The organism is Allobosea sp. BK604, from assembly GCF_004341515.1.
In the GTDB taxonomy this organism is placed as follows: Bacteria; Pseudomonadota; Alphaproteobacteria; order Rhizobiales; family Beijerinckiaceae; genus Allobosea.
In genome coordinates this window covers 567,949-581,287 of record NZ_SLZF01000005.1, presented here as the reverse complement: position 1 = coordinate 581,287, position 13,339 = coordinate 567,949, and the positions used below count along the sequence as shown (strand labels likewise).

The following is a 13,339-nucleotide window of genomic DNA, read 5'->3' as shown; positions in this document are numbered from 1 at the left end:
CCGTTCGCCCATCATCGCCCCGCCCTCCGCACAAGGACGACTGAATCAGGACTTCATACCCGTCGCAACGACGACTTTTTCAACGGTATCGACCCTAACCAGACCTGCTCCCGCACGAGAGAATGCTTTGGATGCGGCGCCATCGTTTGAACGAAGGACGCCGAGCGGCTCGTTGTGATCCAGATTCTCGGCGTCGCCAAAGCGACGGTCGCGTCGATTTGCATCCAATCTCTTCAGGAAAAGGGATATGGCTGCGAGCATGATGCCTAGGTGCCCAACAGGCCCGATGCAACCCGCTGGGTTCCATGCTCCCAAGCGCCCGTGAGCGCAAAATTACGCCCTGCCGAAAGCCGAGCAAATTCTATGGCTTAGATCAAGATTGCAGAGGTGCTAGAGATGGGAAAAGAACCGATCCAGCGGCAACCGAAAGTGACCCTCCCGGCCGGGTGGCACGCGAGGAACAACTACGGCATACCCTACAGGCCCAGGGACAAGCCCGAACAGGAGGATTGGTACACCGTAGCCCGCAAATTCGGCGTCGGAGTCAACGAGCTGATCTATTTCAACTTTCTGACAACCAATCCCGATGAGGTGAATTGGTACCTGAAATATCATGTGCACTGCACGAAAGTCAGCCCGAGCGGGAACAACTACATGTTCAGCAATACCGGGTACATTTACATCCCGCCTGCGGAAGACCAGCAATTCACTTACGAGGACGAGCAGCCCCTGTGTTCGTGGACGCGGTCCCACACCGAGGACTTCATCAAGCAGCTTGGGATCGTTGCGAACGCACTAGCGAAGAATCCCGGGACCAGAAATCGCGGTGGCAGGATCAAGAAACTGGTCGACGTCATTGTGCGTGTGAAACACCCTCGTTGTTTAGATCTTTGGTATTACAACGACATGAATATCAGCACTTTTGCCGATATTAAGACTCCGGGAGCGAAATTGCGCGAAATGACCGCGGCGACACAGGGAGCGTACCCGTTTGCCGGGCAGTCGGGCCTCTACGGTCAGCAAGGCCCCGAAGAACGCCACCGGGGTTTTTGGCAGATCCATCCCGTTCAGGAGCTATTCGATAATTTCTGCGGAAAGCCTTGGGATGCCAATAAATTGGCCGACGCGCTGGGGCAAATCGACGACTACATGTATAAGGGTTGGCACACCTTGGCGGACGTTTCGGACCGCCTCGAGGCGTTCGGGGGCGGCAACGCCGTCCACGACCTCGTGTGGGCATTCATCAATCACGTCCGTCTGCTCGCGAAGGATAAGGATCATTTGTACAGCGCGTTCGACTCGTAGGCTGTTCGCGCGACCAGGTCGGGCATTGGCCGTCGATGAGCCGAGGTTGGCCATCTCCTTGGCAGCGGCTGATCGCAACCGGAGCGCAATTTCACGGCCCTGAGTGTTAACGGCCGCGTTTGGCGGCCGTGGATGTCCGGCTCGATCGCCAAGATCCCATCGATCCCGGCCACAATGGGCGCATTCTGCAGGTCGGCCGGTTCGGAGAACTTGCGGCGCGCATGCGCCCAGCATCCCGCCTCGATCATCCGGCCGAAATTGATCCGCGGCGACCTATGTCGGCTTTTTGCAATTCTCGAATACCATGATTTTCGATTGAGGGTGCTTGTACCCACAAACCTCTTCCGCGACTCGTATGCAAAAATGTGCATTTTGCGTAAAGAAAAATACAGATCTCAAGAATAAAATATCAGATAATCTGAATAACTTAAAAAATATACGAAATACCCTAAGTAAATTTCTTTGGCTATATGTCGGGAATACGGTCATTTTTTATGCCTCTCCCGTTATGTCTGGCATCGTACGGGCGGTTTCAACCGGCTCCATTTCCTCGTATTCCCAAAGCAGATTTACGCGCAGACGGTCGATGCATGTAGGCCATCCAAGCGCCAAACTCGGCTGAACTATCGCATGCAATGCATCTTGGATCGGCTTTAAGGCAATGTCGGAAACAACGATCATCCTTTCCTGGGTCCACTCAACCGGCATGTTGTCATCAGCGCGTGCGGGATCAGCCATGTAACCAGGAGTTACAAAGAACGCGTAGAATATATTGCTGCCATCAATGCCTTTCGGTCCAACTCCTATATCGATGCCTATGGCCTGATGGTGATGAGAGGAGAAATCAAACTCCTCCAGAAAATAGCCGAACACGTCCGCCCACTTCAGTTCCGCTTCGAGCATGGCTATTCCTTCAACCAAGCCGTCGGTTGAAGCCACGGCATTGTTCTGTTCGAACCGTAAGGCTGGCCGAACGGCCTCTGCAAGCCCGTCTTGGCCGAAGCAATAGGCGTCCACTGGCGACCCGTTGCTGAAGTCTGGGGTGTCTGCTTTGAGGCAGTCTGAATGGCGTGCCGGGGCGAGGCCGACCCTTTTGCGAACTTCACAGACTTCAGCCCCTCCGCCAGGCGAGCGCGGTAGAGGGCGCGGCTTCTCGATGAAGGTGTCGAGGCAGACTAATGGACTGTGTCGGACGGACAGGAAATTCTTGAGCGGTACGCGGCAAGGTTGTAGATTTCCTTGGTAGCCGCGGGAATCGATTATGCTGCTTGGGTTCCGGCTGCTTGCCGTCGTGGGCGCGATGGCGCTTGGAGTAGCGAGCAGTGCTCAGGCGAAGCCGCCGACCACCGACGCAGAACGCGACGTCGCGATGGAATCGCTCACCTGGCGCGACGGCCAGACGCTCAATTTACCTCTATCCGGCGGTGTCTTGAAGGCGCCCTCCGGCTATCGCCAACTCCTCGGAAAAGATGCGGCCACCGTCTATGAGGTGACCAATGGCATCGACGCACCTGTTGGCACCGAGGCCATGATTTACAACGGAAAGGACGGCACAATCGTTTATTACCAGAAGCTCGGTAGCGGCTACATCAAGATCGACGACTGGCCGTCGATCGATCCCGACGCTATGCTGGCCGAGATCAAGGAGAACACCGAGCGCAACAACGCCACCCGCAAGCAACGCGGCATCGGCGCGATCCATGTAGTCGGCTGGCTGCAGCCGCCCAGGCTCGATCTCGGCAACCACTCGGTGCTTTGGACGCTGGACGCCGTCGAAGAGGACGGGTCCTCGTTGGTGAACAGCGTGGCGCTGGTCCTCGGCCGGGACGGCTACGAGCGTCTGGTCTGGATCGGATCCAAGGACCAATTCTCCGGTATGCTCTGAAAGTCGGCCTCGATAGCTTCGCGTTCTCCAGCGGCAAGCGCTATGGAGACTATGCCGCCGGCGACAAGGTCGCCGAATATGGCGTGGCTGGCCTGGTTGCCTCGGCTCTTGGCGTGAAGGCGGCTTCGAAGCTCGGCTTCCTGGCGCTCCTTGCCGTATTCGCCAAGAAGGCCGGAGCTCTCATCATCGTTCCATTCGTTGGACTCTTCGCCTGGGCCCGCAATAAGCTATTCCGGCGGAAAGCTTGATCGGATGTGTAACCCCTGCAACGCCTCGAGCTAGGCCCGTGCCTGGCGAACGGGCTCGTCGCGGCATCGGCTTTTCCGAAAACCGCAATCCAGTTTTCGGCCGATGCACTAGCCACTAAGTCGTATGTGACACGCTGATCGCGAACGGGTAGACGGGCGCTTTCGAATGGCCGTCCCGTGTTCCTGTCCGTCGCTACCACGCACCATCCCGCAACCGATCTGGGCTTCTTGCTGCACAAGAATCCGGCGCGCGTGCATGAGCTCGACCTCGGCTTCGGTCGCGCTGTCATGTTCTATCCGGAAGCGACGGCGGAGCGCTGCGAATTCGCGATCACGCTCGACATCGATCCGGTCGCGCTGGTGCGAGGCCGCGAGGGCGGGGGCGACGGCCTGCTCGATCAATATGTGAACGACAGGCCCTATGCGGCCTCGTCCTTCCTCAGCGTCGCGCTGGCGCGCGGTATCCGCGAAGCCATGGCGGGGCGAAGCCGCGAGCGCCAGGCGCTCGCCGACATGGCGATTCCGCTCGTCGCGGACGTGGCGCCCTTGCCGGTCCGCGGGAAGACCGAACTCGTCGAGCGCCTGTTCGGACCGCTCGGCTATGCTGTCGAGGTCACGCGGCACCAGCTCGATCCGGAGCGGCCGGACTGGGGTGACGCGCCCTATGTCGCGCTGCGACTATCCGGCACGGCGCGATTGGCCGATCTCCTGACCCATCTCTACGTGCTCATGCCGGTGCTCGACGACCGCAAGCACTACTTCGTCGGCGACGATGAACTGGAGAAGCTGCTGGCACGCGGGGAGGGCTGGCTTGCCGCCCATCCGGAGCGCGATCTGATCATCTCGCGCTATCTCAAGCGCCGCCGATTCCTGATCAAGTCCGCCCTCGCACAGCTTGTCCCGGATGAGGCGGAGCCGGAACAGCGGCTCGATCCTGCCCGCGAGGACGCGGCCGAGACCGTGATCGAGCGACCCTTGCGTCTCCATGAGCGCCGGCTCGACCGCGTGGCCGAACTGATCCGGCAGGCCCGGGCGAAACACGTGCTCGATCTGGGTTGCGGCGACGGCAAGCTGATCGCCCGGCTGATCCAGAACCCGGCTATCGACGAGATCGTTGGCGTCGAGGTGTCGAGTGCGGAGCTCGGCCGGGCCGATGCCCGCTTCGCCGACCTGCCCGAGCCGCGGAAGGGCAAGCTCAGGCTCCTGCAAGGCTCGCTCATCTACCGGGATCTGCGCCTGCGCGGCTTCGACGCCGCCGCCCTGGTCGAGGTGATCGAGCATTTCGAGCCGGACCGGCTGCCCCATCTCGAACGCGCGCTGTTCGGCGACGCCCGGCCGCAGACCCTGATCGTGACCACGCCGAACCGCGATCATAACGTCCTGTTCGAGAGCCTGCGTGCCGGGGCGTACAGGCATCCCGATCACCGCTTCGAATGGAGCCGCCAGGAGTTCGGCGCCTGGGCCGAGCGCGTGGCCACGGAACACGGTTATGCCGTGCGCTTAGAGGGTGTCGGAGACGACCATCCGCAATTCGGTGCGCCCGGTCAGATCGCGGTGTTCACCCGATGAGCGCCGAGACCACCGCCTTGCCCGCCCGCCAGATCGCCGTTCCCGAATTCTCGATGATCGTCCTCATCGGGGCCTCCGGGTCGGGCAAGTCCAGCTTCGCGCGCCGCCATTTCCGCCCGACCGAGATCATCTCGTCCGACACCTGTCGCGGGCTCGTCTCCGACGACGAGAATGATCAGACGGCCACGCCGGACGCGTTTGCGCTGCTTCAGACCATCCTCGAGCTGCGGCTCAAGGGACGCCGTCTCGCCGTCGTGGACGCCACCAATGTGCGCCCGGAGGACCGGAAGAAGCTGGTCGAGATCGCCCGCCGTTTCCATGCGCTCTCCGTCGCCATCGTGCTCGATCCGGGTGAGGGCGTCTGTCGGGCCCGGAACGCCGAGCGGCCGGACCGCGACTTCGGAGCCCATGTCGTCAGGAACCAGATGGCGGCGCTCCGGCGCGGGCTGCATGGCCTGGCGCGGGAAGGCTTCCGCCAGATCCACCACCTCGCATCGGCGGCGGAGATCGACGCCGCGGAGATCGCGCGTCAACGGCTCTGGACCGACAGGCGCGACGAGGCCGGCCCGTTCGACCTCATCGGCGACGTGCATGGCTGCGCCGACGAACTGGAGGCGCTCCTCGCCCAGCTCGGCTACACCGTCGAACGCAGCGAGGAAGCGGGTGAGCCGCGCTACCGCGTGTCGCCTCCGCCGGGCCGCAAGGCCGTCTTCGTCGGCGACCTTGTCGACCGCGGGCCACGCGTTGCCGACAGCCTTCGCCTGGTCATGGACATGGTCGAGGACGGTGTTGCGCTTTGTGTCCTCGGCAACCACGAGGCCAAGCTCGAGAAATGGCTCGCAGGGCGCGAGGTCAAGGCTGCGCACGGGCTCCAGGCCAGCATCGATGACCTTGCCGGGCAAAGCGATGCATTCCGGGCACGGGCGAAGGCGTTCATTGGCGGGCTCGTCAGCCACTATCTGCTCGACCGCGGCCGGCTGGCCGTCGCCCATGCCGGGATCAAGGAGGAGATGCAGGGCCGGGCTTCCGGCACGATCCGGGGCTTTTGCCTGTTCGGCGAGACGACGGGCGAGATCGACGAGTTCGGACTGCCTGTCCGGCAGAACTGGGCGGCCGAATACCGTGGCAAGACGAAAGTCGTCCATGGCCACACACCCGTGGTCGAGGCTGCGTGGCTCAACAACACGCTCTGCATCGACACGGGCTGCGTATTCGGCGGCAAGCTGACGGCGCTGCGCTATCCCGAGATGGAGCTCGTCTCCGAGCCCGCCCGGCAGGTCTATACCGAGCCGCTTCGGCCGCTCGGCGGAGCGGTCGCGGCTGCCGAGGGCCTCAGCCAGCAGCAGGATGTCGACGACCTGCTCGATCTTGCGGATGTGTCCGGCAAGCGGATCATCACGACGCGTCTTCAGCCCTCGGTCACCATCCGCGAGGAGAACACCGCCGCTGCCCTGGAGGTGATGAGCCGTTTCGCCATCGACCCGAAATGGCTGATCTATCTGCCTCCGACCATGTCGCCCTCCGAGACCTCGAAGGAGGAGGGCTATCTCGAGCATCCGCGCGAGGCGCTCGCCTTCTATCGCCGCGAGGGCATTCGCGAGGTCGTCGCCGAGGAAAAGCATATGGGCTCGCGCGCGGCGCTTGTCGTCTGCCGCGATGCGGATACGGCGCGCAGCCGCTTCGGGGTGACGAGCGGCGAGATCGGGGCGGTCTTTACCCGTTCCGGCCGGGCCTTCTTCAGCGATGCCGGGCAGCGCGACATCGTCCTGACCCGGACCCGGGATGCCCTGGCCGCGACCGGCCTGTTCGACGAGCTTGGATCGGATTGGGTGCTGCTCGACGCCGAGATCATGCCCTGGTCGGCCAAGGCGCAGTCGCTGATCACGTCGCAATATGGCCCGACCGGCGCCGCGGCGCGGATCGGGCTCGGCGCCACCCGGGACGCGCTGCGGCGCGCAAGCGCCAGCGGCCTGCCGCTGCAGGAGCTTCTCGCGAAAGCGGATCGGCGTCTCGCGTCGGCCGAGGCGTTCGCCGCCGTCCTGCGCGGCTATGCCTGGCCGGTCGGGAGCGTCGATGATCTGAAGATCGCGCCCTTCCATCTCCTTGCCAGCGAGGGCCAGGTCCATAGCGACAAGCCGCATCCCTGGCATATGCGGCAGCTCGCCCGGCTGGCCGAGGCCGATCCGCTCTTCAAGGCGACACGCGTGCTTGGCATCGACCTGGAGAGCGATGCGGAGATCGAGCGGGCCGTGCAATGGTGGCTCGCGCTCACGGCTGAAGGCGGCGAGGGCATGGTCGTGAAGCCGGCCGATTTCCTGGCGCGCGGACGGCGCGGGATCACGCAGCCGGCGATCAAATGCCGGGGCCGTGAATACCTGCGCATCATCTACGGTCCCGATTACGACATGCCCGAGCATCTCGACCGCCTGCGCCAGCGTGGCCTCGGCGGGAAGCGCTCGATGGCGTTCCGGGAGTTTGCGCTGGGGCTCGAGGCCCTCGAACGCTTCGTCGCTCGCGAGCCGTTGCGCCGCGTCCACGAATGCGTGTTCGGCGTCCTCGCGCTCGAATCCGAGCCGGTCGATCCGAGGTTGTGATCACCCCACGCCTCTGGTCGACGTCTTCGACCACGCGCCCGTTTCGTCGCAGTTCAGGCGTTCGGCCCCAAAGCCGGTCATTCCCCGTCGGCAGGGCTAAGGTCCAGGCTCGGTCCTCTCTACCCAACTCGGGCAAGCCCGAGATGGGTGGGAGGGGGGGCGCCCTTGACCGAAACACTCCAGAACTGCGGCTTCTGCGCCGGCCGGCCAAGCGCTTCCCTTCTCCCCCTGCGGGAGAAGGTGGCCCGGCGAAGCCGAGACGGATGAGGGGTCGCGCGACGATGGCCGCGCAACCCTTCGAACAAGCTCAACGATTCAGGGCGGCGCGACCCCTCATCCGCCCCTCCGGGGCACCTTCTCCCGCAAGGGGAGAAGGGGCGCCCTTCGATTGACCGACACGCCCCAGAGGCTCCCTCCTTTTCCCCTTGCGGGAGAAGGTGGCTCGGCGCAACCGAGACGGATGAGGGGCGCGCGACGACATCATCGATTGAGCCAGGGCCCCGCCGAAGAGGTCCGCCATTGCGCGAGGTGCTGACGTCTGTCGTCCAGCCATTTCGGACTCTGGCCCAGAGCATTTTCGAGCGAGATGGATACCGGTTCGCTTTGCTCTCGTCAGATCTCGGCCTCACCAGGCAGACCGGCACAGAATGTCCGCCCGCGACCCGATGGAGCCAGACGCGACCTCCGGCCGGACGATGCCTGCTTTGCTGTGATCCAACCCAAATAGGTCTTTACCGCATCCAGGGACCGGCCTCATCCTGCCACTCTGCAACGGCAGGTGGAGCGAAGCATGCGCCGCGATTCCTTGTCCAAGCCTGGTTTCATGCCTTGGTCGCGTCGAGCGTTTCTCAAATCACTGCCTGTCGGAGCGTTTGGGGCACTGACCGGATGCGCGACCCCGCCATTTCCGACCTATTCGTCACAGCCGCTCTTGCAACCGGAGATCGATATTCATTGCCATGTCATCAATATCCGGGACCTGCCGGCTTTTGACATGATCATGTACGTCCTGGTCGAGAACAGGTTGCTGAAGCCGCTTGCGAGACCGCTTGCCAAATTGGTGGTCGCCATTGCCAAGGAGCCGTCGCCGACCGGCGCGATCGAAATCGATGAACTCAAGTGGATGGTGGCGAGCGGCGCGACGAGTGGCCAGGACGATCCATCGCGCGATCCGCTGCTTCTCTTTGCGCGCGGCGTGAATCGTTTCGTGGAAGACCATATCGACAGCCCTCGCGCGAAGCGCCGCCCGCGGATCGCGGACGAGAACCGGCAGGCGCTCGATCGCATCTACGAGACATTCCTGGGCAAGCAGCAGGAGGGGATCGTGGCGCGCTCCGCTGCGGAGAAGAGCCTCTTCTATCAGAACCATGCGCTCGAGGTCGCCCGGGCCATGCAAGGCAAGGCCCCGGCGGACGACCCCGCCGCGATCGGTCCGCGCGCGGAATTCGACTCCTACTGGGCGTTGTTCACCAACCTCTTCATGGAGTTCGCGCCGCTCTGTTCGATGTATCGCTATCGAACCGCGTCCTATCTCGAGAACTTCGTCGGACCGCCTCGTCCCGTTCGTCTGGTGACGCCGGCGTGCCTGGACGTGACGAACTGGATCAAGCGCGACTGGTCTTCCGAGGAGCCGCCCTCAGCCACCCCGATCGCGGAACAGGCAAGAATCCTGGAGCTGCTGTCGCTGGTCCAGCCGGCCGGTGTCGCGCTGCACGGCTTTGTCGGCTTCGACCCCGCACAATGGGTGCACGACCGCAACGTCGGGAGCGACGGGCTTCGGGTGGTCAAGAAAGCCATTCTGGAGCAGGGGCTTGTCGGAGTGAAGCTCTATCCCCCGATCGGCTTTCGCGCCATTGGCAATGACGGCTGCAAATTTCCCGATTTCGTGAGCAGAAAGGTGCCAGGTTTCGGGGCGCGCCTCGATGAAGCGCTCATGACGCTCTATACGTTTTGCCGGGATCACCATGTCCCGATCATGGCCCATTGCGCCCCGACGATCGGCCCGCCGGAGGACCTGGAGCGGGCTCACCCCGAACATTGGCAGCATGTCCTGGACATGCAGGGGTTCCAGGACCTTCGCTTGAACCTGGCTCATTCCGGCGGGCTGTTCTTCTGGTACAAGGGGGCGCGCAAGCATGCCTGGACGGATAAGGTGGCCGACATGCTCGCCTGCGGACGCTACCGCAACCTCTACGCGGATGTCGGGGACGTCGCCAATTTCCTGACAGGCGTGAGCGACGAGGATACGAAAAATCTGATCGCAAACATGCGCACCATGCCGAAGGCGGCGAGGAACAGGCTCATGTACGGGACCGACTGGCCCCTGCTGGCACGGCTTCCCGACTTCAAGAAATACCGAACGTCGTTCGAGCCTGTCTTGTCGGATCTGCTTGGCACGACGGATCTTTCGCCGTTCTTCTTCAGGAATGCCGCATCCTTCCTCGGCCTCACCTCCGATTCGAAAACCCGGCAGCGCCTCGCGGATTTCTACAGGAGCAAGCAGCGGGCCTGGCCCGACACGCTCGATGCGTTTCTGCAGCCTCCCTCCGCGCGGATCATCGCCTGATCGACCGGCGGCAGGCATCGAGCTCCGATTGTGAGCCAGACAGGACAGCACATGGCGAAGCCGCCGCAGGCGATGAGCAGCTTCAATGAGCCGGAGATCATCTCCATTGAGCAGGAGGAGCGCCTGGTCGTGCTCGCACGGACCCTGGACACGCGCTCGGCCGAAGCCCGGGAGGCGCTTGAACGGGCCGCGGGCACATGGCGGCATTTTGGCAGCACCTGCCTTGGCCGCGCCCTCTATCGGCATCACTCGATCTTCAAGAGCCAATCCGACGCGCCCGTCTGGAGCCATGCCGAACTCGTCTATTTTCGCGACATCGTCCCGGGCGACGTCGTCGCTCAGCTCGTCAGCGCTCCCCAGCCGCCGGGTGTGCGGCTGCTGCGCGCCGAAATCCTGGTGACGACACCGGGATCCTTCGTCTTTCCGCGTGGTTGGGCGGGGTCATCTCATCGCCCGGATCGCAAACCGTCGCTCGAGTATCTCGACGTCGATCCGTCCTGCCTTCGTGATTATCGCGAGATCATGCGGCGCTATATTGGGCCGGCCGCGTCGAAGCTTGTGGCCATGGGCAAGCTCGGGACATTCAGGACAATGGAGACCGCCGCGGTTCTCGTCCAGGACCCGGCGCTGGGCACGACGTGGAACCAGATCCACCTCAGCGAAGTGGAGGCGGATGGTTTTCAGGGCTTCGGCCGAGAATTCGACGCGGCGCTCCGCGATAGCTCGCCAGATGGCGGCTTCGTCGGCGTTTTCGCCGGGCTCGACAAGATGCGGACCATTCCGCGCTGGACCCTGAACGACCCCGTGGTCGAGGCCGACGCTGCGCTCGGCCAATGGAGCATGGCGACGCAGACCTAGCTGAAGGCGAGATTGTGGTCTGTCAGCTCGGCAAGCGTGACATCCTCCAGCAGGATTCCGTTGGAGGCGCCATCGATGCTGACGAAGACGCCGTCCGCCGTATCGCTCGATGCGGCGAGGAAGCTTTCGAAATTCGAGATGGTGTCGACGCTCCTGAACCGTCGCCGCCCTGTGCCTGGAAATCCGTGACATGGTCCAGGCCGTTATCGGGTGTCGTCGCCGCACACTGCTCGGCACGCGCATCGTCGAGCGCTATGTCCCCCCGGCGTTTCCCCCGCAACTCGACTTCGACGGCTCCTGGGTCGTGGATCGCAGCAAGATCCGGGAGGCCGACGAAGGCACGACGCTCATGCGCATCCTGGATGAGATACCGGCCAGCTAGAGCATTTTCGAGCGAAGTGGATACCGGTTCGCGTGAAGAAAATGCGTCAAAACAAAGGGATAGAGCATTTTCGTGTTTCAGAGAAACGCGGAAATGCTCTAGATCGTTGTTTTCGCATCGGCTTTGCGAAAACCGCAAGCCACTTTTCGGGCCGATGCGCCAAGCATTCTCGAGGGCCTACGGTTTGGGCGCGAACGGGTTGACCCAGCCGCCGCCCTGGCTCGGAGCCTTCGGCGGGAAGGCCTGCGCGAGATAGTCGAGCAGGGTCTTGCGCATGTCGGCATCGGGGGCCGGCATGCCGTGCTTCTCGGTCATCCAGTTCAGGGTCTCGTCCCAGCGGCTGCGCTCCATGCCCTGGCGGCTGACGACCTTCATCGAATGGCAGCCGATGCAGTAGCCGAAGGTCTCGTCGCGGCCGGCAAAATCCGGCAGCGACTCGGGCGTCTCCTCCTGGGCGAGGCCGGCCGAGGGGGCGATGAGGATGGCCGCGAGCGCGGCCATCCCGAGGAAGCGAAGGTCCGGCATCATCAACCGACCAGGATCGCGATGCGGTGCAGCGGGTTGGAACCGTAGCCCTGCGGGTTCCAGTTCGTCGCGACATGCGGCTGGGCGACGCCGCGGGAATCGGTGGCGCGGACCCAGAGCTCGAAATAGCCGTCGCTCGGCAGGGCCGCCGTCCCGGTCCAGCGCACCCAGTCATAGCGGTTCTTCGGCCTGGCCAGCGTCATCGCCTGCCAGCGCTGGCCGGCGTCGAGGGAGACCTCGACCTTCGCGACCTCATGGTCGCCGGCCCAGGCCGCGCCGCGCAGCGCGACCTCGCGCGCCGCCGCCGGCAGCCGCGTGCCGTTGGCCGGCGAGCTGATGATCGCGCGCAGCGGCATCGAGGTCATGTCGGTGAAGTTCGACTTGCCGTCGACATTCGAGCCGGGAACGAGCGGGATGGTCGGGATGCGATAGGAGGTGCCGCCCATGCCCTGGCCGTCATGCGGTGTCGTCCGCACCAGGATGCGATTGAGCCATTTCGACGAGAGCGAGGCCGGCCAGCCCGGGACGACCAGGCGCAGCGGACCGCCATGGATATGCGGCAGCGGCTCGCCGTTCATGGCCCAGACGATCAGGGAATGCGGCTCCAGCGCCTTCTCGATCGGCATGCCGCGCGAGATTGCCTCGCGGTTGGTGTCGCCGGAGAGATGCGGGTCGGCGCCGTAATGGCCCGTGAACTTGCTGGTCTCCTTGAGGCCGGCGGCCTTCAGCACGTCGGCGAGGCGCACGCCCGTCCATTCGGCGCAGCCGGCGCCGCCATTGGTCCACTGGTTGCCGCGCGCGGCCGGCTGGTAGAAGGAGCGGCCATTGCCGCCGCATTCCAGCACCATCCGGAAGGTCTGGGGGGCGAACCGGGACTTGAGCTCGGCAATGGTCAGCGTCAGCGGCTTCTCGACCTCGCCTTCGACCGAGAGCTGCCAGCCCTCGGCGTCCTTGGCCGGCTCCGGGATCTGGCCGTTATTGCGGATGAAGAACTTGCTGATCGGCGTGGTGTCGTCGTCGAGCAGGCTTTCCGGCGTCTCGGCGACGAGCGGGCGGTCGCCGAGCAAGGTCAGGCCCTTGTCCTTGCCGGGATAGTCGAAGGGCTGCGGCCCTTTCGGCGCGCCCGCCGGGGCGGCGCCCTGGGCGGCTGCCGGCGAGACGGCGAGGCGGCCGCCGATTGCCAGGCCAAGCGCAGCGAGGCTGCTGCCCAGGACGAGGCGCCTGGATCCGCTCAGGCTTGAAGGCTTGTCGGCTTCGGTTGTGGAGAGGGCAAGGGTTTCGTCCGCGGCATCCCGCGGCTGGACGTCTGTGAGCATGGCGTTTCTCCCGAGGACATGTTCCTCGTTGGAGACGACGCGCGACGGCCTCGATTTATTCCAGCTCCTATCGCAACGGCATTGGGCCGAT

The 13,339-nt window shown here is 63.8% G+C and carries 11 protein-coding genes; 8 read left to right on the top strand and 3 right to left on the bottom strand.

Features of this window, described 5'->3' with window-relative positions:
• Positions 1–396: 396 nt before the first annotated feature.
• Positions 397–1,305 (top strand): hypothetical protein, encoded by a 909-nt coding sequence (locus EV560_RS18565; RefSeq protein ID WP_131857247.1) that lies wholly within the window; start codon positions 397–399, stop codon positions 1,303–1,305.
• 492 nt (positions 1,306–1,797) lie between these two features.
• On the opposite strand, the gene EV560_RS18560 is transcribed toward EV560_RS18565, so the two are convergent.
• Complete coding sequence (locus EV560_RS18560; protein WP_131857246.1) at positions 1,798–2,244, bottom strand: Imm8 family immunity protein; 447 nt, start codon at positions 2,242–2,244, stop codon at positions 1,798–1,800.
• A gap of 322 nt (positions 2,245–2,566) precedes the next feature.
• Here EV560_RS18560 and EV560_RS18555 point away from each other — a divergent pair, with 322 nt between their 5' ends.
• From EV560_RS18555 to EV560_RS18525, 7 genes are all read left to right on the top strand, one after another.
• Positions 2,567–3,190 carry a DUF2167 domain-containing protein gene (locus EV560_RS18555; RefSeq protein ID WP_131857245.1) on the top strand — a complete coding sequence of 208 codons (624 nt, stop codon included), beginning with the start codon at positions 2,567–2,569 and terminating at the stop codon, positions 3,188–3,190.
• Positions 3,151–3,438 (top strand): DUF2167 domain-containing protein, encoded by a 288-nt coding sequence (locus tag EV560_RS36885; protein WP_465247021.1) that lies wholly within the window; start codon positions 3,151–3,153, stop codon positions 3,436–3,438. Before EV560_RS18555 ends, EV560_RS36885 begins: the two co-directional genes overlap by 40 nt.
• A gap of 177 nt (positions 3,439–3,615) precedes the next feature.
• A complete protein-coding gene (locus EV560_RS18545; protein ID WP_131857243.1) occupies positions 3,616–5,007 on the top strand; it encodes a 3' terminal RNA ribose 2'-O-methyltransferase Hen1 in 1,392 nt (463 codons plus the stop codon).
• Complete coding sequence (locus EV560_RS18540; RefSeq protein ID WP_131857242.1) at positions 5,004–7,601, top strand: polynucleotide kinase-phosphatase; 2,598 nt, start codon at positions 5,004–5,006, stop codon at positions 7,599–7,601. The genes EV560_RS18545 and EV560_RS18540 overlap by 4 nt, the downstream gene beginning before the upstream one ends.
• A 790-nt stretch (positions 7,602–8,391) precedes the next feature.
• Positions 8,392–10,167 (top strand): amidohydrolase family protein, encoded by a 1,776-nt coding sequence (locus tag EV560_RS18535; RefSeq protein WP_131857241.1) that lies wholly within the window; start codon positions 8,392–8,394, stop codon positions 10,165–10,167.
• 51 nt (positions 10,168–10,218) lie between these two features.
• Positions 10,219–11,025, top strand: a complete 807-nt coding sequence (locus EV560_RS18530) for a hypothetical protein (protein WP_131857240.1) — start codon at positions 10,219–10,221, stop codon at positions 11,023–11,025.
• Positions 11,026–11,215: 190 nt separating this feature from the next.
• Positions 11,216–11,407, top strand: a complete 192-nt coding sequence (locus tag EV560_RS18525; protein WP_131857239.1) for a hypothetical protein — start codon at positions 11,216–11,218, stop codon at positions 11,405–11,407.
• 177 nt (positions 11,408–11,584) lie between these two features.
• Here the strand turns inward: EV560_RS18525 and EV560_RS18515 are convergent, their stop codons facing one another.
• Positions 11,585–11,932 (bottom strand): hypothetical protein, encoded by a 348-nt coding sequence (locus EV560_RS18515; RefSeq protein WP_131857237.1) that lies wholly within the window; start codon positions 11,930–11,932, stop codon positions 11,585–11,587.
• A 2-nt stretch (positions 11,933–11,934) separates the two neighbouring features.
• On the bottom strand, positions 11,935–13,248 hold the full coding sequence (locus EV560_RS18510; protein WP_131857236.1) for a sulfite oxidase: 1,314 nt from the start codon (positions 13,246–13,248) through the stop codon (positions 11,935–11,937).
• Positions 13,249–13,339: the final 91 nt, after the last annotated feature.